22 protein-coding genes are annotated in these 20,706 nt (G+C 69.8%); 8 read left to right on the top strand and 14 right to left on the bottom strand.

The annotated features are described in order from the left end of the window. Positions 1–135 precede the first annotated feature (135 nt). A complete protein-coding gene (locus ACWDX9_RS12930) occupies positions 136–1,638 on the top strand; it encodes a serine/threonine-protein kinase (protein ID WP_449952644.1) in 1,503 nt (500 codons plus the stop codon). 46 nt (positions 1,639–1,684) lie between these two features. On the opposite strand, the gene ACWDX9_RS12925 is transcribed toward ACWDX9_RS12930, so the two are convergent. The 7 genes from ACWDX9_RS12925 to ACWDX9_RS12895 form a co-directional block, all read right to left on the bottom strand. Next, on the bottom strand, positions 1,685–1,891 hold the full coding sequence (locus ACWDX9_RS12925) for a hypothetical protein (RefSeq protein ID WP_449952641.1): 207 nt from the start codon (positions 1,889–1,891) through the stop codon (positions 1,685–1,687). A gap of 236 nt (positions 1,892–2,127) precedes the next feature. Beyond that, positions 2,128–3,339 (bottom strand): serine hydrolase domain-containing protein, encoded by a 1,212-nt coding sequence (locus ACWDX9_RS12920; RefSeq protein ID WP_449952638.1) that lies wholly within the window; start codon positions 3,337–3,339, stop codon positions 2,128–2,130. Positions 3,340–3,375: 36 nt separating this feature from the next. Further along, the gene (locus ACWDX9_RS12915; RefSeq protein ID WP_449952635.1) at positions 3,376–3,780 is read right to left on the bottom strand and encodes a hypothetical protein; all 405 of its coding nucleotides are present in this window, start codon (positions 3,778–3,780) and stop codon (positions 3,376–3,378) included. A 119-nt stretch (positions 3,781–3,899) separates the two neighbouring features. Next, complete coding sequence (locus ACWDX9_RS12910) at positions 3,900–4,040, bottom strand: hypothetical protein (RefSeq protein ID WP_449952632.1); 141 nt, start codon at positions 4,038–4,040, stop codon at positions 3,900–3,902. A gap of 577 nt (positions 4,041–4,617) precedes the next feature. Then, on the bottom strand, positions 4,618–5,370 hold the full coding sequence (locus ACWDX9_RS12905; RefSeq protein ID WP_449952629.1) for a hypothetical protein: 753 nt from the start codon (positions 5,368–5,370) through the stop codon (positions 4,618–4,620). Next, entirely contained in the window at positions 5,367–6,284 is a 918-nt protein-coding gene (locus tag ACWDX9_RS12900; RefSeq protein WP_449952626.1) for an ABC transporter ATP-binding protein, read from the bottom strand. The genes ACWDX9_RS12905 and ACWDX9_RS12900 overlap by 4 nt, the downstream gene beginning before the upstream one ends. Further along, positions 6,281–7,750, bottom strand: coding sequence for an alpha/beta fold hydrolase (locus ACWDX9_RS12895; RefSeq protein ID WP_449952623.1), 1,470 nt, complete (start codon positions 7,748–7,750; stop codon positions 6,281–6,283). Before ACWDX9_RS12895 ends, ACWDX9_RS12900 begins: the two co-directional genes overlap by 4 nt. 166 nt (positions 7,751–7,916) lie before the next feature. On the opposite strand from ACWDX9_RS12895, the gene ACWDX9_RS12890 reads away from it, so the two are divergent. Together ACWDX9_RS12890 and ACWDX9_RS12885 are read left to right on the top strand one after the other, a co-directional pair. Then, on the top strand, positions 7,917–9,044 hold the full coding sequence (locus tag ACWDX9_RS12890; protein WP_449952620.1) for a sensor histidine kinase: 1,128 nt from the start codon (positions 7,917–7,919) through the stop codon (positions 9,042–9,044). Positions 9,045–9,441: 397 nt separating this feature from the next. After that, the gene (locus ACWDX9_RS12885; protein WP_449952618.1) at positions 9,442–10,080 is read left to right on the top strand and encodes a response regulator; all 639 of its coding nucleotides are present in this window, start codon (positions 9,442–9,444) and stop codon (positions 10,078–10,080) included. Between the two features lie 18 nt (positions 10,081–10,098). On the opposite strand, the gene ACWDX9_RS12880 is transcribed toward ACWDX9_RS12885, so the two are convergent. Genes ACWDX9_RS12880 through ACWDX9_RS12870 form a run of 3 tightly spaced genes read right to left on the bottom strand, consistent with a single transcriptional unit; the run spans position 10,099 to position 12,497 of the window. Further along, entirely contained in the window at positions 10,099–11,679 is a 1,581-nt protein-coding gene (locus tag ACWDX9_RS12880; RefSeq protein ID WP_449952615.1) for an MFS transporter, read from the bottom strand. Positions 11,680–11,718: 39 nt separating this feature from the next. Beyond that, entirely contained in the window at positions 11,719–12,009 is a 291-nt protein-coding gene (locus ACWDX9_RS12875; RefSeq protein WP_449952612.1) for a hypothetical protein, read from the bottom strand. A 35-nt stretch (positions 12,010–12,044) separates the two neighbouring features. Further along, complete coding sequence (locus ACWDX9_RS12870) at positions 12,045–12,497, bottom strand: carboxymuconolactone decarboxylase family protein (protein WP_350723914.1); 453 nt, start codon at positions 12,495–12,497, stop codon at positions 12,045–12,047. Between the two features lie 97 nt (positions 12,498–12,594). Between ACWDX9_RS12870 and ACWDX9_RS12865 the strand changes: the two genes are divergently transcribed. Then, positions 12,595–15,369, top strand: a complete 2,775-nt coding sequence (locus tag ACWDX9_RS12865; RefSeq protein WP_449952609.1) for a BTAD domain-containing putative transcriptional regulator — start codon at positions 12,595–12,597, stop codon at positions 15,367–15,369. Positions 15,370–15,376: 7 nt separating this feature from the next. Here ACWDX9_RS12865 and sigJ read toward each other — a convergent pair whose 3' ends face one another. Further along, positions 15,377–16,309, bottom strand: coding sequence for an RNA polymerase sigma factor SigJ (sigJ, locus tag ACWDX9_RS12860; RefSeq protein ID WP_449952606.1), 933 nt, complete (start codon positions 16,307–16,309; stop codon positions 15,377–15,379). Between the two features lie 144 nt (positions 16,310–16,453). On the opposite strand from sigJ, the gene ACWDX9_RS12855 reads away from it, so the two are divergent. Next, positions 16,454–16,840 (top strand): hypothetical protein, encoded by a 387-nt coding sequence (locus ACWDX9_RS12855; RefSeq protein WP_449952603.1) that lies wholly within the window; start codon positions 16,454–16,456, stop codon positions 16,838–16,840. Positions 16,841–16,873: 33 nt separating this feature from the next. Beyond that, on the top strand, positions 16,874–17,521 hold the full coding sequence (locus ACWDX9_RS12850) for a helix-turn-helix domain-containing protein (protein WP_449952600.1): 648 nt from the start codon (positions 16,874–16,876) through the stop codon (positions 17,519–17,521). Here the strand turns inward: ACWDX9_RS12850 and ACWDX9_RS12845 are convergent. Beyond that, complete coding sequence (locus tag ACWDX9_RS12845; protein WP_449952597.1) at positions 17,489–18,364, bottom strand: oxidoreductase; 876 nt, start codon at positions 18,362–18,364, stop codon at positions 17,489–17,491. The genes ACWDX9_RS12850 and ACWDX9_RS12845 overlap by 33 nt on opposite strands. Positions 18,365–18,475: 111 nt before the next feature. Here ACWDX9_RS12845 and ACWDX9_RS12840 point away from each other — a divergent pair, with 111 nt between their 5' ends. After that, entirely contained in the window at positions 18,476–19,027 is a 552-nt protein-coding gene (locus ACWDX9_RS12840; RefSeq protein ID WP_449952594.1) for a TetR/AcrR family transcriptional regulator, read from the top strand. A 55-nt stretch (positions 19,028–19,082) separates the two neighbouring features. On the opposite strand, the gene ACWDX9_RS12835 is transcribed toward ACWDX9_RS12840, so the two are convergent. Beyond that, positions 19,083–19,262, bottom strand: coding sequence for a hypothetical protein (locus ACWDX9_RS12835; RefSeq protein ID WP_449952592.1), 180 nt, complete (start codon positions 19,260–19,262; stop codon positions 19,083–19,085). 97 nt (positions 19,263–19,359) lie between these two features. Between ACWDX9_RS12835 and ACWDX9_RS12830 the strand changes: the two genes are divergently transcribed. Then, on the top strand, positions 19,360–19,785 hold the full coding sequence (locus ACWDX9_RS12830; protein ID WP_364245715.1) for an organic hydroperoxide resistance protein: 426 nt from the start codon (positions 19,360–19,362) through the stop codon (positions 19,783–19,785). A 26-nt stretch (positions 19,786–19,811) separates the two neighbouring features. On the opposite strand, the gene ACWDX9_RS12825 is transcribed toward ACWDX9_RS12830, so the two are convergent. Next, complete coding sequence (locus ACWDX9_RS12825; protein WP_449952589.1) at positions 19,812–20,693, bottom strand: DMT family transporter; 882 nt, start codon at positions 20,691–20,693, stop codon at positions 19,812–19,814. Between the last annotated feature and the right edge of the window lie 13 nt (positions 20,694–20,706).

Below are 20,706 nucleotides of genomic sequence, written 5' to 3'. Positions count from 1 at the left end.
GTGTCGGGTGACCTTTGATCGACATTCCCTGACGCTCGCGATCCGTTCGCTTACTATCTGATGTGCCCGTGCTGAGCCGGATATCGACAGGAGGCGACGAATGGTCGCAGAGTCCGAGACGTCGGTAATGGCACGGTGACGTTGCTCGCGGGCCGCTATCGGCTGCTTTCGCAGCTCGGCCAGGGCGGCATGGGCACCGTCTGGCGGGCGATGGACGAGCTCCTCCGACAGGAAGTGGCCATCAAGGAGGTGCGGCTCCCGTCGGATCTAGACGAGGCGTCGCGTGCCGAGCTGGCCGAACGCACACTCCGGGAAGCGCGCGCCGCGGCGACGCTGCGCTCCCACCCGTCCATCGTCACCGTGCACGACGTGGTCCTGGATGACGGCCGGCCGTGGATCATCATGGAGCTGGTGCGCGGCCGCTCCCTCGACCGGGTCGTACGCGACGACGGCCCGCTGCCGCCGCACCGCGTAGCCGAGATCGGCATGCAGATGCTCGACGCGCTCGGTGCCGCCCACGCGTCCGGCATCCTGCACCGGGACGTCAAACCCGCCAACGTCCTGCTCCCCGACGACGGGCGGGTGCTGCTCACCGACTTCGGCATCGCGACGATCGCCGGGGACACCGGGCTAACGCAGACGGGGATGCTGACCGGCTCGCCCGGCTACATCGCCCCGGAGCGCCTGCGCGGCGAGGCCGACGGCCCGCTCGCCGACCTGTGGTCGCTCGGCGCCACGCTGTTCACGGCGGTGGAGGGCGGCCCGCCGTTCCCCCGCCCGAACGAGGCCGCGGTCCTGGCCGCCGTACTGATGCAGGAGCCCGCCCCCTTCCGGCTGGCCGGCCCGCTGGCACCCGTGCTGGCCGCGATCCTGGAGAAGGACCCGGTACGTCGTTGCTCCCCGGACGAGGTGGCCGGCTGGTTGAGGACCCTCTCACGGGGCGAGACGACGAACGTCCCGACTTCGCCACGGTTGCGGACCGTACCGGGCAGCCGCCCGCGCCGGCGTCGCCGCGTCCAGGTCGTCGTGGGGGCCCTGCTCGCGGTGGTGCTGGTCGTGGCGGCGGGGGTGGTGGTCGTGCCGTACCTGTTCCCGAACGTCATCCGCGTACTCGGCGCCATGCTCGCGCCCCCCGTCAGCTATACCTATTCCCCACGGCCGACGTTCGGCTCGTCGCCGGAGGCCACCCCGGTCATCTCCCGCGACTTCGAGGCATGCGATCTGCTGACCAGCGCCCAGACGCGCTCGCTGTTCGGCAGCCCGATGAAGCGCCAGTTCCTGACCGACACCACCTGCTCCTGGTCCAATACGGACGCTTCCAACCTGAACATCATGGCGTTCCGTTTGCCGAGTGCCTCCGCGGCCAACTTGACCCACGATCAGATGGTCAAGTACATGAAGGACGAGCCGAAGCGCAACGAAAAGACCAAGATCCGCACGGGGCCGAAGGTCGGCGACGAGGCGTTCAGCTACACCCGGCAAGTGCCCAACTGGCCGTGGCGAATCTACGAGACCAAGATCTCCTTCCGACTGTCGAACGTCGAGGTGACCATAACCGTCAGAGCCCGACGCTCCGGATTCGGCACCGCCGACCGCGCCGCCAAGCTCGTCGCCACAGCCCTCAACAAGTACCGCTAGCACCCCACATCACTCTGCGGACCGAGCCCGAACTGGTTACCAGCAACTACGCGCAACTCCACAGGGAGGTGCTCGCCGTACAGAGCGCCGAACTCGCCCGCATGTACGCCGCTGGCGAGGTCAGCGACACCCGCCATACGCCGCTGGCGAGGTCGGCGAGGCCACCCGCCGCCACCTCCAACGCCGTCCGGACCACCAGGCCCGCGCCACACCGAGGGCTGGCCAGATCATGCGGCTGCAGGTTCCGCGTCATGAGGCGTGAAATCCTCCGCGGGCCTGGACGGACGAAGCCAACGGGCGGCGCGGACGTGAAATCTGCCGCGGGCCCGGACGGACGAGACCGGAGTGCGGAGCGGAGGCAGCGGTTGGCGGGGACGGGTCTGCGTGCTGCGGCACTGGTGGACGGCCAGGCATCGGATGACCACGTTCCCGGGCGTGCATGCAGTCGGGCCACGCCGAGCCCGGTGAGCGCGGCGTGGCCCGGTTCGCCTACTGTGCCTGACGGCCGTCGCAGAACACCTCGTTGATGAGCCTGTTCAACGCCTTGGGGAACACCGTCGCCGTGTCGACCGCGGTGTCTCCGGAGGTCAGCGAGGCGGTCAGGACTTTGCTGCCGTCGGGCGTGCTGTACATCAGCGATCCATAGCCCCCGGGAGGGCTGCCGTCGTGGTTGAGGACGATGCCGGCGCAGTCGGGGCCGGTGTCCAGCACGTACAGTCCCAGGCCGTAGCTGCCGAAGAGTCCGGCGCTCCTCGGGTCCGGCGTTCTCATCTCGGTCAGCAGCGCGGCCGGCAGGAGCCTGCCGCTCACCAGCGCGGACATGAACGTCTGCACGTCCTTGGTGGTCGAGATCATGTTGCCGGCGCCGGCCAACAGGGAGGGATTCTGGCGGGTGACGTCGACCACCTTCCACTGGCCGGCGTCCTCGTACCGGTAGTAGCCGTGCGCGTGTGGTCCGGGGAGGTCCGGCCGGTTGCCCGGCACCGAGGTGCCCGTCAGCCGTAGCGGTCCCAGGATCCGGCGCTGCATCTCCTCGGCGTACGGGCGGCCGGTGACCTTCTCGATCAGCAGCAGGGCGAGGGTGTAGTTGGTGTTGGCGTAGCCCCAGCTCGTCCCCGGCGCGAACTTGGCAGGCTTGGACAGCGCGAACCGTACCAGTTCCTCCGGCTTGTAGGACTTGAACCGATTGTCCACCCAATCCTTGCCCACGGAGGGCAGGCCCGGCACCCATACGCCGTCGTCGTAGGCGTCGCCGGTGTAGTTGAACAACCCGCTGGTGTGCTGCAACATCATCCGCACGGTGATCCGCGGGTCCAGGCCCAGGCCGGGCAGGTAGCCGGCCACCGAAGCGTCCAGCCCGACCCTGCCCTCGGCCACCAACTGCAGCACCACGGTCGCCATGAAGGTCTTGGTGGTGCTGCCGATCCAGTAGCGCCCGTTCGTCGGCGGCTTGGCGCTCTCGCCCAGCTTGCGCACCCCGGCGCTGCCCACCCAGTCGCCGCGCTCGTCGTGGACGCGCATCTGCATCCCGGCGAAACCGTCGTCGATCCACTCCTGGATGGCTTTATGCAGCTCCGGACGGTCCTGTGCGGTAGCCGCGGCGGGGGTGGCCGCCCCGGCCAGCAGTGCGGCCGCCAGCGCCGTGACCGCCGCTCGCCGCAAGACCTTGCTGCGGTTAGGTACGCCGAAGATAGTTCTCATGGTTCCTCCCGGAGTCGATGGGGATGGAGCAGCCCGTCAGGCGGCGTCGAGGGCCGCGGTGATCTTGCGGGCCATGTCGGTCAGGGTGGGGCTGGGCCGGCCCTGGTGACTTCCGGTGGAGGCTTCGACGGCGACCATGACGGTGCCGCGGAAGTTGTCGGCCTCGGCCGGGTCCTGCTGCCTGAGCAGGTTCATGGACGCGGTCAGCGCTGGCAACACCTGGTCGGCGAGGGCAGCCACGGTCTTGCCGTACTTGACACCCTTGGGCGCCTTGGTGAGCACGTGTCCGACGGGGCCGGTGGCGGAGGTCAGGGCGATGGAGCCTTCGGTGGCGACCTTGTGGGCCGAGCCGGCGGCGCCGGCGGCGGACATCAGCGAGACGGCGCCCCACGCGGCGGTCCGAAGGGTGAGCTTGTCCTGGTCGGTGAGGGTGATGGCCATGGTGGTGCGCTCCTTCAAAACTGTTGGGAATCGGTTGGGCGGGCAGGCGTTCAACCGTTCATGGCCTTTACGATCGCCGACCACTCTGATACCGGGCCGTCGCCGTCCTGACACGGCCCTTACAGCTGCTCCCGTAGCCACACCGCGATCTCGTAGCCGTAGGCGGGGTAGCAACGCCGAATAGCTGAGGTGCAGCCGGGGACCGCGTGCTGCCGGGCCAGGCCGCTGAAGGTACGGTCCGGGCCCAGCTCGAGCAGCACGTGTTAGCCGGTGGCGAGCAGCGTGCGCAACGCGTCCGAGAAGCGCACGGTGAGGCTCAGGTGGGGTGCCCAGGAGGCCGGGTGAGCACGTGTGCCGTCGTGACGTGTGTGATGGCGCTACGCCACGGTCGAGGACGCCATCACGGTCCGGGCTCGGATAGCGGCCATGAGCCCCAAACTGGAGCGTTGACGCAGGTCACTTCCAGTGATGCAAAGCCCTGTCCGAGTGCAATTTCGGCCCGGGCGCGCTGGGACGAATCTGGTCAGCCAAATGTGTTGGATCTTCGGCGCATACTACGGAGACCCCGAGGTGGTCGAGGTGCAAGGGGCGCAGGCACCCTGCGGTGAAAGATCGAGGCTGGCGAGGTGTAAGCGGCGGAGGTGCCTCGGGGTGAAGGCCGACCGCTGGTGAGTGTAAGCGGTGAAGTCGACCTGATGTGAAAGGCCTGAGGCTGCGAGGTGCAAGCGACGGAGGCGGGCGGAAGCGAGCGTCGGAGGCGGCTGAGGTGCAGGGTGTGACAGAGGGCCGCAGCCGCCGTACCGCCGTGGAACGCCATCCGCGTGGGTCAGTTCGTGGTCAGGCGTCGCGACGAGTGATTGCCAGGGCTGCTGCGACGAGGAAAATCGTGACATAACTGGCGAAGACGGCGGTGGCCGACGAAGGGGCGAAGGCGCCGGAGTCGGGGACACCGGCTAACTGCTTCGTCAGTGAGGGGATCGTCAGGGAGCCTGTCCAGTCGTTCCAAGGGGCGGGGAGAAAGCGCTCGATCACGGTCGGGGCCGTCAGGAAGGCGACCAGTGCGATGAGTGCTCCCGGTGTCGAACGCAGAATTGTGGCCAGGCACAATCCCATCACCGCGGCGACGGCGGAGCCCGCGCCTGTCGACAGCACCTCGGACAGGGCGGTCGGTTCGGAGAACGAGGCGCCGATCGGGCGTCCGCCCACCACCGCCTGTGCGGTGAAGTAGGTGGCGAACGCCAGCACCTGACCCGTGATCGCGGCCACGGTGGCCACCACGGCGGCCTTGGCCAGGAGCAGGATCCACGGGCGTCGGAGCGTGGTCAACGTCAGCCTGATCATGCCGGTGCTGTACTCGCCGGAGATGGCGAGCACGCCCAGCATGCCGAAGAGCACGGGGGGAATGTCGGCGCTGAAGGCGAGCCCCGTGCCGACGGGCTCGCCGCCGGGACCCTTGGTGTCGAAGTAGCGCGAGATCGAGAGGGCGGCGAAGCCGGTGAGTGCCACGGCCGAGAGCGTGGAGGCCAGGACGTAGTAGGTGGATCGGAGCGAGCGCAGCTTGAGCCATTCCGATGCGACGACGTTGATCATCGGGTTATCTCCATGAAGGCCTCTTCCAGCGACGCCTGGCGGGGCGCCAATTCGTGGATGGCGCAGCCGTTCGCCAGGGCGACATCACCTATGGCGGCTGCGGACAAGCCGGTCACCAGCAGCTCTCCTTCGGCCCAGGGGGGAGAAGTCGAGGGAGTGCTCGCGCCGGATGTCTGGGCGCGGCGTACGGTTGCTCCCGCCGCTTCGAGTGCCCCGGTCAGGCGGGCCGCGTGGGGCGATCGGACCGAAACGTCGCCTTGGAAGCGGGTCAGCAGCTCCGCCATCGTGGTGTCCTCGATCAGCTGACCGTGGCCGATGATGATGAGCCGGTCGGCGGTGAGGGACATCTCGGTCATCAGATGGCTCGACAGGAGGACGGTCCGCCCCTCGGCCGCCAGAGACCTCAGCAGCGTCCTGAGCCAGCGGATGCCGTCGGGATCGAGGCCGTTGACCGGCTCGTCAAGAATGAGCACTCCCGGGTCGCCGAGCAGTGCCGCCGCGATGCCGAGGCGCTGACGCATCCCCTGGGAGAACCCGGCGATCCTCCTGCGTGCCGCGCCGGCCAGGCCGACCTCCTCGAGAACCGCTACGACTCTGCGGCGCGCGATCCCGCCGGCATGCGCCAGCGCCTGGAGGTGATCGAACGCGCTGCGCCCGCCCTGCACCTCGGTGGCATCGAGCATGGCACCGACCTCACGCATGGGGTCATGGAGGTCGCGCTTGCGGACGCCGTTGATCAACGCCTTGCCTGAGGTGGGCGCGTGGAGGCCGAGGATCATGCGCATGGTGGTGGACTTGCCGGCCCCGTTGTGCCCGAGAAAGCCCGTGACCTGTCCAGGTTTGACGTCGAACGTCAGTCCCGAGACCGCCCGGGTGGCGCCGTACACCTTCGTCAGATCAATGACCTCGATCATTTGCCCACCTTCTGGATCCGTTCGGCCGGGCAGCGCGTGCCAGGAGTGGGCAGCGCTCCCGTGGTCAGATAGGCGAAGACATGTCGCCGCAGGCAGGAGTTGCTTGTCCACGCCGCGTGGCCGTCGCCGTGCCACAGGACGTGCGCGGTGGGAATCTGCCCGGCCACGTGCTGCTGCCCGAGGTAGTTGGTGTTGTTGTCGAGCTCCCCGATCGCGAGGAGGATCGGTGGGACGTCCTTCACGCGCAACGGGTGCGGCGCCCAGGACGCGCCCCCGTTGCGTCCCCAGCACCGCCCGAGCTCGAAGCGTCCCTCGATCCAGCCGAACCTCGGCGCGATCTCACGAAGCCTGGCCTCGATGCCTTGGAACTCCTCGTACGTCGGCAGCTTCGGCATGAAGTCGTTGCACAGGGAGTCCTGGCTCACGGACGAGCTGGGCTGCTCCGGCGCGAGCTCGGTGAGAAAGCCGGCGGCGTCGCCGTCGAGGGCCTTCCGGATGGTAGTCGCGAACTGCGGCCAGTACGGCGGGTTCATGCCTTTGACCGCGCCCGTGTACAACTGTCCCTCATCTACCGTCCTGCCAGCCAAGGCCGGAAGTGGCGCGCGGCGCACCTTTGCGACCAGTTCGTCCCATGCCTTGCCCGCGTCCCTGCCGTGCAGGGCGCAGTCCGTACGGCGAGCGCACCAGTCACGGAAACGGGTGAGATGCCGCTCCTGCGTCCGCGCGTAGTTGCGCAACCAGGGCTCGAACTCCTGCTGGGTGTGATCGGCGGTCCCGTCGAAATACATCCGGCCGACCCGCTGCGGGAACAGCTCCAGATAGGCCTGGGCGTAGACAGTGCCGTAGGAGTTGCCCGCGTAGACGAGTTTGTCCTGGCCAAGCGCGGCGCGCAGCGCGTCGAGGTCGTGTGCCACGTTCCAGGCCGTCATTCCGCGCCATGCCGCCCCTGCCGTCTTGCGGCAGCTCGCCTGATGAGCCGCGTTCTGGGCGGCGTGGGCGTCCCAGTCCTGCTTCGCCCGCGCGCTGATCAATCCGTAAATGGAGGCCTCGGGCTCCGCGCAGCTTACTCTCTTGCCGCCGCTGCCGGGCTCGGACATCCCGCGCGGATCGATGGCGACGACGTCGAACCGGCTGCGCAGCTGCTTGAGCAGGATGGGCCATTCCGGCGGGGCTTCGGCAGCGTTCTTCGGCCTGAACATCGCCGTGCTGGTGCTGGGGCCTCCCAGGTTGATGATCAGTGGGCCCGTGCTCCTGCCTGTCGCGGGTAGCTTGGCCACGTGCACCGAGGTCTTGGGGCCGCCCGGATCGGCCCAGTCCACGGGAACGACCAGCTCGGCGCAGCGCAGGCCGTCACCGCACTCCTTCCAGACGAGGCGATACGCTTGCGCCGACGCCAGTGCGATGCCGCCGAGCGAGAGGGCGAGGCAGGCAGCGAGGCTCAGGGCGATGAGGGTGCGTCGATCCATGCGGGAAACGATCCTGCACGGCGGTGGGTGCGCACATCGGAGCCAGATCCGGTCTTGCGGCTCGGACCAGAGTCATACGGTGCGGGCGTAGGAGAGCGGAGTACGACCCTGGTCTGACGGATCGTGCTCCGATTCGCTCGCGGCCGTTCCTCGATAGCGTCGAGCTGTGAACCTGCTCGTCCGGCGGCCCCCGCACTGGCTGCTCGTTCTCGCCGACACCGTGGTCGCGGTGCTGCTCGCGCTGGCGTCCACGGCGAATCCGCCGGAATTGGACGTGAGCATCGCGTCGTCGCTGATCTGCTGGCTGGCCGTGGTGCCGGTGGCGGTGCGGCGGGTTTGGCCGGTGCCCGCCTACTGCGCCGCGCTCCTGGTCGGCGTGGTCGTGCTCGCCCTGCAGACGAACCGGCTGATGATGACCGTGGTGGCGGCTCTGACCATCTATTCCGTGGCGACCTCCCAGCCGGTGCGGCGATCTGCGCTCGCCCTCGTGCCGGGCCTGCTGTTGACCGGAGGCGCTCTGCTGTTCTCGGCGTTGAACGCCCCCCGGCAGCTGGGCGGCTGGCCGGACCCGGCCTTCGTCATCGGGGCGGCCTGGCTGGTCGTGGGGGCGAGCTGGAGTCTCGGCATGGCGGCGCGCACCCGCCGCGAGTTCGCCGCGCGCGAGACCAGGAGGCAGGCAGAGCAGGCGGTGGTCGACGAGCGGCTGCGGATCGTGCGCGAGTTGCACGATGTCGTCGCCCATTCGATGAGCTTGATCACCGTCAAGGCGGGGGTGGCGGCCAAGGTCCTGGACAAGCACCCGGAGGAAGGGCACAAGGCGCTGCGGGCCATCGAGGAGATCGGGCGCGGCTCACTCGTGGAGATGCGCCAGTTCCTCGGCGCACTGCGTGCACCCGGCAGCGCGCCCGAGAGCGCGCCGCTTCCCGGCCTCGCCGACCTGCCGTCCCTGACACACCGAGCGGCTGAGGCCGGCGTGCAGGTCGACCTCTCGGTGAGCGGAGCCGTGCCCGACAACATGCAGTTGTCCGTCTATCGCATCGTGCAGGAGGCGATCACCAATGTCGTCAGGCACGCCGCTCCCGCACGCTGCCAGGCGAGCGTGTCGGTCGTCGTGGGGATTTTGAGGATCTCCGTGATCGACGACGGGCCGGGGCAGCGGGTGCTGCCGGGCGAACCGGGCGGACATGGTCTCGTCGGGATGCGTGAACGGGCCCTGATGTACGGCGGCACCTTCGAGGCCGGGCCTCTGCCGGGGGGCGGGTTCGGCGTGCGCGCATCATGGGAGATCCCGTGACCCGTCTGACTCAGGCTGCGTGGCGCCCTTCTGCGTGCCACAACGGTCCGCGGCCGGTGCGATGCCGCGGCCGACCAGTCACGAGAGATCTTCGGCATACGACTCCGCCTCGCCAGGGAGATTGGGGCTGGCCGGGATCGCTTTGCGCATCTCCGGGAAGGGCTGAGCTGGCTGGGATCGCTTTGCCGCATCTCTGGGCGACGCCGTTCGAGGAGGGTGATCCTGCGTGGCAGGCGCGGATCGGTGCGGGCGCGTTCGACGTCAAGATCGCGACCCCGTCCGCCGGCATCCGTGGTGTTGAGTGGCGCAAGATGGGAGGCAGAGCGACAGACCCGGACAGAGCGTCCGCGGACCTGGTGTCGAGCCTGCTCGTGGTGGGCGTGTTGTGGGGGATCTCTTGATTCGAGTGCTCGTCGCCGACGATCAGGCACTGCTGCGTGGCAGCTTTCGATTGCTGATCGACTCGGAGGACGATCTCATCGTGGTCGGGGAGGCGGCCGACGGACACCAGGCGGTGGCACTCGCGCGTACGGAGTCACCCGATGTGGTGCTCATGGACGTCAGGATGCCGGAGATGGACGGCATCGCCGCGACCCGGCAGATTGCCGGGGATACCCGAGTACTCATTCTGACTACGTTCGACCTCGATGAGTACGTCTACGCGGCGCTGCGCGCGGGCGCCAGCGGGTTCCTGCTCAAGGACGCGCCCCCCGACGATCTCCTGAGGGCGATCCGGGTGGTCGCGTCGGGCGAGACGTTGCTTGCGCCCAGCGTCACCACGCGATTGATCGCGGAGTTCGTACGGCGGCCGGCCCAGCGGGTCTTCCATGGGCTCGGCAATCTGACGGACCGGGAGCGCGAGGTGCTCACACTCATCGCCTACGGTCTGTCCAACGCCGAGCTCAGCGTCCAGCTCCAGCTGAGCCCCGGGACCGTGAAGACGCACATCGGCCGCCTGCTGGCCAAGCTGCAGGCCCGAGACCGCGCCCAACTCGTCATCGCCGCCTACGAAGCCGGCCTCGTCAAGCCGGGTTAGCGTACGCGCCTGAAGCATTTATTGCTGGGTGGTGGTGCCGGGAGCTCTTCGGCTGGTCTCGACAGCGGTCTGGCCGCGGGTTAGGACGGTTGCGGCTGCGAGCGGCACCAGGAGCAGGGTGAGGAGGCCCGAGACGACCAGCCCCGTGTCGGTGCCGGTCAGTTGGATGAGCGGGCCGCCGGCCACGAGGCCCAGTGGGGCCGCGATCGTTGACCCCGTCGTCCAGAGGGTCACCACCGGTTGCTGTTCGCCGGGCTGCAGGTCTGACTGCAGGAAGCTGTACGCGACGGGGGTGAACGGCGCCCAGACCAGGCCGCCCAGGGCGAACACGATCATCGCGGCGGTCAGGTTGTCCGCGGCGGCCAGGGCGATCGGGCAGAGTGCCCACAGGCCGATGATCGTGATGAGCAGATGGCGCTGGGGGAGACCGCGCATCAGGTTGACCAGGGCGGCACCCGCGATCGCGCCGACGCCCAGGGCGCTCCAGAGCAGGCCGAGGCCGGACGCGCCGCTGTGCAGGGTGCCCTGGACGTACAGGGGGAGTGCTACCTCGACCGGCATGTAGAGGAAGTTGAAGAAGAACACCACGACCAGCAGCCGGGCCGCCACGGGGCGGCGGCGCAGGATGCGCCAGCCCGACTCGTCCTGCCGCGCGTGGGTGGGCTCCTCCGACGGTGACTCCGGTGATGTCTCTAACCGCGACTCCGCCGGTGACTCCGGCGGCGACTCCGACTCCGGCCACGGCTTCGACTGCGACCGTGGCTTCGACTGCGACTCTGGCCATGGCTTCGGCTGTGGCCTCGACCGCGGCTGCGGTTCCGATCGCGGCTCTGACCGCTCCGACCCCAGCGGCGGCGACTCCGACCGCTCAGACTTCGACTGCGGCTCCGGCCACGGTTTCGACTGTGGCTTTGACCGCGACGGCGGCTCCGATCGCGGTCGTGACCGTGGCTCCGACCCCGCCCGTGGTGCCCAGCGCAGTACGCAGGCCATCAGCAGCAGTGCACCGCACGCGTCGACGAACAGCACCGCGCCCGGTCCGTCGGCCGCCACCATGAGCCCGCCGGCCACAGGGCCCAGGACGTAGAGTGCGACGTTGCTGTTCAGGCCCAGCAGCCCGTTGACGCCGTACCGTTCCGACTCGCTCGCCATCGAGGTGACGAGCAGACGACGACCGCTCGCACCGGCCATCCGGAAGGCCGCGCCCAGCAGCAGCCCGCCGACCAGTACGGGCAGGCTGAGCCGGTCGGTCACCGCGGCGAGGCCCAGGCCGGTGAAGGTCAGCGCCCGCAGCACACAGTCGGCGATCAGTAGGGTGCGGGGCGGTGTCCGGACCCGGCCCAGGCCGATGCCGAGCGCCAGGATCGTGGACAGGACGAAGGGGGCCGCCTCCACCATCGCGACGGCGATCGCCGGAGGTATGTCCCCGTGGATGCGCAGGGTCTGCACGGGCATGGCCACGAGGATCATGCCCGTGCTGATGTTGGCCAGCAGGTCGCCGAGCAGCAGCCCGGCCACGCGCTTGTCGCGCAGCACGTCACGGTACGAGCGGTTCGAGTGGTTCGTCGTCGTGGATGGGGTGCCGGCCGAGTTGGACACGTGGTGGACTCCTCGTCAGTGGGCGAGCCGGAGCGCGGCTCAGTGCTCGTCGACGAGCCGGCCGTTCAGGGCGGTGGCGTCCTTGGTGAGGGACATGGTCAGCGGCGCCTCCGGGAACGTGGGCAGGGCGGCGAGCGCGGCGCCCAGCTGCTCGGCGCTCTCCCAGTGCCAGGTGTCGGTGTACGTGTCGTCCTCGAGCCGGATCAGCACGGTGCGGGCGAGCCCGGGGTGACCCTTCCGGACAGTCGCGATCAGCGACCTGCGGCGGGCCAGGAACTCCTCCAGGTCGGACTCGGGGACGGAGTAGCGGTGCGAGCGGACGGCGGACATGTCGGTGTCTCCTTCTGTACGTGTGAGCAAGGGGCTTACCAGGTGCCGGCGACCTGCCGGATCGGGGCGTTCAGGCGGTTGAAGAGGTTGGTGACGGCGGTCATCAGCAGGATCGAGGCCAGCTGCTGCTCGTCGAAGTGGTCGGCGGCGTTGTCCCAGATCTCGTCGGAGACGGCGTCGTCGCGGTCGGCCAGCCGGGTCGAGGCCTCGGCCAGCTCCAGGGCGGCCCGCTCGGCGTCGGTGTAGTACGGAGCCTCGCGCCAGGCGGCGATCAGGCCGATGCGGTCGTCGCTCTCGCCGAGCTTGCGCAGGTTCTTCAGGCCGGCGTCGACGCAGAAGCTGCAGCGGTTGATCTGGCTGACCCGCAGGTGGATCATCTCCATGAGCTCCTGGGGGAGGCCCTGCGACTGGGCGGCCTTCATCACCTGCATGATCGGCTGCATCGCGGCGGGGATGAGCGTGGCGGGGTTCTTCATCCGGGCTTCCATTGTGTTCTCCTCTGTCGCGGTTCGTGTGAGATCAGAGTGTCTGCCCAGGTTGATACATTCGCGATGCGTGCACGATGCGAAGGTGATGGGGGATGAAATGCTGCGATTCACTCTTCTCGGCCCCGTCCAGATGATCGTCGACGGCGCGCCGCTGACGGGCATCGCCCCACGTCACCGGGCTGTGCTCGCCTACCTTCTGCTCAACGCCGGCCGGGTGATCAGCATCGAGCGGCTGATCGACGCGATGTGGGGCTACGACCAGCCCGACACCGCCCGGTCGCAGATCCATGCCTCGATCACCGCGATCCGCAAGGTGCTGCGCGGAGCGGGGGCCGTAAATCTCCTCGAGACACGGGCCGGCGGCTATGTCGCGCAGCCGGAGTCCGGGCAGGTCGACGCGCAGGAGTTCACCGAGCTGGCAGCCGCGGGTGAGCTGCGCAAGGCCCTGGAGCTGTGGGGCGGCGAGGCGCTGGAGGACGTGCACGCGCATTACGTCACCGGCGTCCGCGAGCTCTGGAACGACCGGCGGCTGTCGGCCTACGAACGCCTGGTGGAGGGCGAGCTCGCCGCCGGGCGGCACGGCGAGCTGCTCGACGAGCTCGCCGCCCAGGTGACCGCCAACCCGCTCCGCGAGAAGCTCAACGGCCACCTTGTCCTGGCCCTGCACCGGGCGGGGCGGCAGGCCGACGCCCTGGCCGCGGCGCGTTCCTACCGGACGGCTCTGGCGGACGAGCAGGGGCTGGATCCCGGGCACGCCTTCATCGAGCTGGAGCGGGCGGTCCTGGCGGACGATCCGGCGTTGCGTCTGGCCGACGCGGTGCCGGTGGTCGCGGGTCCGCCGCGTCGCTCCACGTTCCTGCCGTACGACATTCCCGATTTCTCCGGACGTACCAGTGAGCTGGAGCGGCTGATAGGAGAGGTGGGCGAGCAGCACGGGCCGGCGGTCGTCACGATCGACGGCATGGCCGGGATCGGCAAAACCACGCTCGCCGTACACGTGGCCCATCGGCTGGCCGCCCGCTATCCCGACGGCCGGCTCTTCATCGACCTGCAGGCCCACACCGCGGGCCGGGAGCCGCTCGACGCCGCCGCCGCGCTGGAAGCGCTCCTGCGTCAGCTCGGGGTGCCCGCCGACCGCATCCCGGTCACGCTGGTCGAGCGGAGCGCTCTCTGGCGCGCCGAGCTGGCCGATCGCCGCGCGCTCGCCGTGCTGGACAACGTTCTCGACGCCGAGCACGTACGCCCCCTGCTGCCGGGACACTCCGACACCCTCGTCCTGATCACCAGCCGGCGGCGGCTGGTCGACCTGGACGGCGCCCACGCGCTCTCGGTCGACGTGCTGGGCGAGCAGGACGCCGCCGAGCTGTTCGAGCGGATCGTGGGCGAACGCGCCGGTCACGAGCCGGAGGCCGTACGCGAGGTGCTGCAGCTGTGCGGGCACCTCCCGCTCGCCATCCGGATCTCGGCCGCCCGCCTCCAGCACCGTCCGCGCTGGACCGTGTCCTACCTGGCGGGCCGGCTGCGGGACCATCGCCGGCTCCTGGACGGGGTGTCGGCGGCCTTCACCGTGTCATATGAGCAGCTCGACGAGGCCGAGCAGCGCATGTTCCGCCTGCTCGGGCTGGCGCCGGGGCGCGACATCGACGCCTGCGGGGCGGCGGCGCTGGCGGGCATCCCGGAGGACGAGGCGGAGGAGCTTCTGGAAGGCCTCCTCGACGCCCACATGCTCCTGCAGTTCGAACCGGGCCGCTACACCTTCCACGACCTGCTCCGCGAGCACGCGCGCTCGATCGCCGAGGACGACGGCGAGGTCCTGCGACTGCTCACCTACTACCTGCACCGCGCTCGGGCGGCGATGGACCGGCTCTACCCGTACAGCGTCGGCCAGCGGGAGGGCATCCCCCAGCCGGCCGCCCCGATCGCGCCCATCCGGGACGCCGCGGAGGCGATCGCCTGGCTCGACGCCGAACGCTCCAACATCATCGCGACCGCCGTCCACGGGCCCGAGATCTGCGTCGGCATGCTGGCTCTGACGATGCGCCCCTTCCTCGACCGGCAGGCGCACCACGACGACGCGCTCACGCTGCACACCCTGGCGCTGCAGCGCAGCCGCAAGTTCGGCCACCGCGAGTTCGAGGAGCGGGCGCTCGCCGACCTGGCGTGGACGTACTGGCGGCTCGGCGAGTACGAGCGCGCGGAGGAGCACGCCCACCAGGCCCTCGACGCCTGCGAGGAGGCCTACGAACGTGCTCGGGCACTGCTCACCCTGGGCAACGTGGCGCTGCGCCGGCGCCAGGACGAGCAGGCGGAGCAGTACCTGGAGCAGGCACTCGACCTCACCCGGATCGGCGCCGACACCTGGGGCGAGGCCAACGTGCTCGGCATCCTCGCCCTGGCCCTCGACCGGGCCGGCCGCCCGGAGGAGGCCCGGCGCCATCTCGACCTGGCACTGGCGCTGCACCGCAAGGTCGGCAACCCGGCAGGGGAGGCGATGATCCTCAACCACCTCGGCGTTGTCCTCCGGCACCAGGGCGAGCTCGCCCAGGCCCGCACCCGCCACGAGCAGGCCGCGGCCCTCTACCGCAGGCTCGGCAACACCACCGACGAGGCGGCCGCGCGCAACGGGCTGGCCGAGGCGGCCGACGACCCGGCCTGGGCAGTCGGGGAGCACACGGCCGCTCTCGCGCTCGCCGACCTGGCACGCAACCGCCCGGAGCAGGCGCGTGCTCACGACGGGCTGGCCCGCGCCCACCTCGCGCTCGGGCGGGCGGAGCAGGCCTGTGAGCACGGGCGGGTGGCCCTCGGCCTGTACGAGGAGCTCGGCGTCCCGGAGGCCGGAGAGGTCCGCGCCTTCCTGGAGCATGCCGGATGAGCGGGTCCTAAGGCTGTGGCTGCGCCGTCCAGGGCCGGAGCTTCTCGGGGTTGCGTACCGCCCAGATGTGCTTGATCCGGTCGCCCGTGACGTCGAACGCCGCCACCGTCACCGTCACGCCGTCTAGTTGGGCCACCAGACCGGGCTGACCGTTGACCGTGCGTTCCAGGATCGTCAGGCCGGGTGACATTCCGGCGATGGCGAGGAGGTAGCGGGCGATCTGCTCGCTGCCTTCGATCGGGTGGAGGCCGGCGCTGACGAGGCCGCCGCCGTCGATGACCGCCGTGGCGTCGGGGTCGAGGAGGCCGATGAGGGCTTTGATGTCCTTGGCTTCCCATGCCCGCTTGAAGTCGCCGACGATGCCGGGCCGGGCCGCCGGAGCCGTGGGAGCCTGTGCCTCGCGAAGACGACGGCGGGCCGAGGAGGCCAGCTGGCGGCACGCCACCGGCGTACGGCCGACGATCTCCGCCACTTCGGCGAAGGAGTAGCGGAAGACGTCGTGCAGGATGAACGCCACGCGCTCGGCCGGGGTCATCGACTCGAGCACGACCAGGAACGCCATGTTGATCGACTCGTCGAGGGTGATCCGGTCGGCGGGGTCGGTCATGGCGCCGCCCGGCCGCGCGCTGATCCACTCCGTACGGTCGGGCAGCGGCTCGGGGATCCATTCGCCCACGTAGCGCTCGCGCCGCGCGCGTGCCGAGCCGAGCACATCGAGGCAGATGCGGCCGGCCACCTTCGTCAGCCAGGCACCGGGGGAGTTGATGGCCTGCTGCTGCTGCGGGGTCATGGCGTACCAGCGGGCGCAGGCCTCCTGGACGACATCCTCCGCGTCGGCAAGGGAGCCGAGGAGGCGGTAGGCGAGATTGATCAGCTGACGCCGCTCGCTCATGATCACGCTCAGGCTCGGGTCGAGCCCTGGCTCGGATGGGGTGGTCATGGTGTCGCCTGCTCCTCGGTCGTTTCCGCCCTCACCCGGACAGACGAGACAACTTCCCGGAACGTGAGGTCGCCCCACCTCACATTCCCGGCGGTCGTGTCGTCGGACAGCCGAGACACCGGGATCGAGAAGGGAAGCCCCGACATGTCCACACCCACGAACCTCAGGTTCCTGCGGATCGCGATCACCCTGCAAACCTTGGCCGTCTTCGTCCAGGCGATCACCGCCGGGCTGCTTTTGTCCGTGCCCGGGGGTGGGGCACTGCACAGTGCTGGAGCATACGCGACGTTCGTCGTGACCCTGTTGCACCTGGTGGGCGCGATCTTGGTCTGGCGGCCGGGCGGCGGCTCGCCCAGGCCCATCCGGTACGCGGCCGGCTTCTTCGTGGTCACGTCGGCGCAGATAGCGCTGGGCCTGGCGCACGTGAAGACCCTGCACGTCCCGTTGGGCGTCCTGATGTTCGGCATGAGCGTCATTCAGCTCGGCCGGATCTGGGACGGCCTCCGCACCCGCGTGGACGCCACCGCGTGATTCTGGAGCGTGTGCTCGGTTATCATAAGGGGTATGCCTCGCCCTCGAGTTCATGATCTCGACCGGTTGCTGGACGTCGCCGAGCAGTTGGTGGCCGATGGCGGGCCGGAGCGGTTCACGGTGCGAGCGCTGGCGGCGGCCGCCGGGGTGTCGAACGGGGTGATCTACCACGCGTTCGGGTCGTTGCCGGTGCTGCTCGGGCGGCTGTGGCTGAGGGCGGCGGGAGATTTCCTGGATCTCCAGGTCGAGCTGGCCGACGCGGTGCAAGGGGGCGACCGCGAAGCGGCAGTCGAGGCGGTGGCGGCGGTGGCGAGCGTGCCCGCGGTGTTCGCCGACCGCCGGCCCGCCGCCGCCCGGATGCTCGTGGCGGTGCGTCGTGACCAGCTGCTCGGCCCCGAGGTGCCGCAGGAGCTGGCCGAGGAGATGTTCGCCCTGGACAAGCGGTTGGTGGCGCTGCTGACCCGCCTGTCGCGGGCGCTGTGGGATCGTGCCGACGGGGCGAGCGTCGAGGTGGTGACGCTGTGTGTGGTCGACCTGCCGACCGCTGTGTTCCGGCGGGCGCTGGCGGCCCCGACCGCGGACGGCCGGCCCGTGATCGGGACTGACAGCCGAGAACGGCTGACGGCCGCGGTCCGCGCGGTCCTCGCGCTACCGCCCCCGCCCCCACCCCCGCGGCGGTGACTGGCGTTCGTCGGCGGGGTAGTCGGCCGAGCGGCTGACATCGGCCCATTTCTCGGTTTCGGCGGCACGGAGCTCGGCGGCCTTCTGGGCGGAGGCGACGGCGTCGCTGCCGAGGAGGAGCCGCCTGGGCGGGTCGTCGTGGCCGACGACGTCGATGATGATCCTGGCGGCGCGGGCGGGGTCGCCGGGCTGGGTGCCGTCGGTGTCGCGCCGGTAGCGGTGGATGACGCCCACGGTCTGCTCGTAGTCGGGGCCGACGGGGTGGATCTCCATGGAGGGCCCTTGCCAGTCGGTACGGAACGCGCCCGGCTCGACGATGACGACCTTGACGCCGAAGGGCGCGACCTCGTTGGCGAGCACTTCGGAGAAGCCTTCGACGGCGAACTTCGCGGTCTGGTAGGCCCCCATCCCGGGAGTGCCGCCGACGCGCCCGCCGATGGAGGAGAACTGTACGAAGACTCCTGATCGCTGGGCGCGCAGGACGGGCAGGGCGGCCCGGGTGACGTTCACCACGCCGAAGAGGTTGGTTTCGAGCTGGGCGCGGAAGTCGTCCTCGGCCATCTCCTCGATCGGCGCGCTGTTGCCGTAACCGGCGTTGTTGACGACCACGTCGAGGCTGCCGAAGGCGTCGGTGGCCTCCTTGACCGCCCGGGCGGCCGCGGCGGCGTCGGTGACGTCGAGCGCGACCGCCCGGATCCGGTCGCCGTGGAGGGCCACCAGGTCGTCGAGCTGCTTGGGGCTGCGCGCGGTGGCGATGACCCGGTCGCCCGCTTCGAGGACCGCTTCGGCGAGGTGGCGGCCGAAGCCGCGCGACGATCCGGTGATGAGCCATGTCCTGGCCATGGGTGCTTCCTTCGGTCGGCATTGCCTAACTGCCTCATCAATGTAGCACTTATAAAACTAAGCTCAGCGTTGGCGTGACAGTAAATCGCCGGAACGGGTATCTTTGGGCGGGTGAGAGCAGACGCGACCCGCAACCTCGAACGCGTCCTGAGCACAGGCGCCCGCATGCTCGCCGACGACCCCTCGGCGACCATCGCCGCCATCGCCGTGGCGGCGGGGGTGGACCGCCGCACGGTCTACCGCCGCTTCGCCTCCCGCGAAGACCTCATGGCCGCCGTCTACGGAGCCCGCTACGACGCGGTCGAGAAGGCCATCGAGGCGGCCAGGCTTCGCGAGGCCCCGGTCGAGGTCGCGCTGCACCGTTACGTCGAGGGCATCATCGCCGTCAACCGCAAATGGCCCGTGGAAACGAGCCGCATGCTCCGTGAGGAGACGCTCCGCGAGCGCCGCCGCGGCCTGATCGACGAGGTCGACGCCTTCCTGCGGCGTGCCACCGACGAGGGCCTGCTGCGCTCCGACCTGCCGCCCGGCTGGGTGGCCACGATCCTGCCGCCGCTGCTGGTGCACGCTGCCGAGGACCTCCCCGAGCTGAGCGCCGCACAGGCCGCCGACATCGTGGTCGACACACTGCTGCGCGGCGTCGGCCGTACGGCACGGCCCTAGGCGCCGCCTGCAGACGACCGAGTCGCTCAGGCCGGCCGCGATGTGTCACGTGCGCTCAGCCTTCCGTGGCGCCGGACAGGACCGCGAGGGCGGTGCGCGCCCGGTCGCGCATCGCGGGCACGAACCGCTTCGGGACGGAGGGCTTGAGCGCGGCCTCGCACGACAACGTCGTGGCGGCGCCGGTGGAAGAGCTGTGGGCCGAGCGGGACCCGAGCCTGTTCCGCCGCCAGGACATGTCACCGGCTTGACAGGTGACGCGCGGCTTTGCCAATATCGTCACCAGTTGAACCGGTGACGCGCCTTGTGTCCCCGGAAACCTTGAAGGGAAAGCCATGGCTGTCAGCTACACCGGAGTCGTCACCGTCACGGGAGAAGGCCGCAACGGAGGCCGGGTCCAGGCCGACGACGGCCTCCTCGACACCACGCTCGCCATCCCGAAGCAGCTCGGCGGCGCGGGCGGTGCCACCAACCCCGAGCAGTTGCTGGCCGCGGGCTGGGGCTCCTGCTTCCTCGGCGCGGTCAGAAGGGCGGCGGCGGAGCGCAAGATCAGGCTGACGAGCACGGCCATCACGGCGGAGGTGACCCTGCACCACGGCGACGACGGCGAGTTCGGCCTCAGCGCCGTGCTCAACCTGGAGCTCGGAGGCGTGGACCAGCGGACGGCCGACGAGCTCGGCGCCGCGGCCCACCAGATCTGCCCCTACTCCAAGGCGACCCGCGGCAACATCCCGGTCACCATCAACACGAAAGCCGCCTGACGCGCAGGACCCCGCCGAAGCGAAGATCATCGCTCCTTCCGGTGTAAACCTTGGAGCGCGGGCTGCGCGGGCTTGGCCAGGAACGGGGATCGGCCGAGGATGACGATGCCGGTCACCATCGCGACCAAACCGGCCACCTCGCCTGCGATCGCCGCCGGGGTGACCTGCAGGCGTTCGGCGAAGATCGTCACACCCAGCACGATCCCGCAGATCGGCTCCGCGACCGTGGTGGCCGGTAGCGAGATCTGGAGCGGGGCGGCGTCGAACGCGCTCTGATTGAGGAGCAGCCCCACCACGGCGACGCACGGCAAGACGTACAGCTGCCAGGTCGTGAGCATGTTCGGGCCGCTGTCCAGCGTGAGCAGGGAGCCGCGGGTCAGTACGTCCTGCAGGCCGTACAGCACCCCGGCGGCGGCCGCCAGCAGGATCGCCTTGACCTTCAGGGTCCGCCGCAGACCGAAGAGGACCAGCGCCCCCGCGACCACGACCACCGGGAGCGCCGCGAGCCACCGTATGGAGACCGGATCGGGGAGGCGGCCACCCTGGGGCCTTCCGGCGAACAGGAACAGCGCCACTCCTCCGCTCACCAGCAAGGCGCCCAGCTGCAGCGTGCGGCCGAACGGTTCCTGGTAGATGACATGGGCCGCGGTCAGGGCGAACAGCAGGTTCATCGCGAGAAGCGGCTCCACCTGTGACACGTCCGCATACCGGAGCGCGATGGCGCCGAGGATCTGGCCGCACACCATCAGCCCGAGCCCGACCAGCCACAACGGCATGCGCATGAGGTTCAGGAGCAGGCGCGCGTGCAGCATCTCCTCCAGCGGCTCACGGTACGCGGCATGCTGCTGGGCGACGAAGCCGATACCCAGAAGGCACGCCGCCCCCAGAGAGACGATGATGACGATCACCAAGGGTGACGGT

Source organism: Nonomuraea sp. NPDC003201 (assembly GCF_053590415.1).
This window is presented reverse-complemented; position numbering and strand designations above follow the sequence as displayed.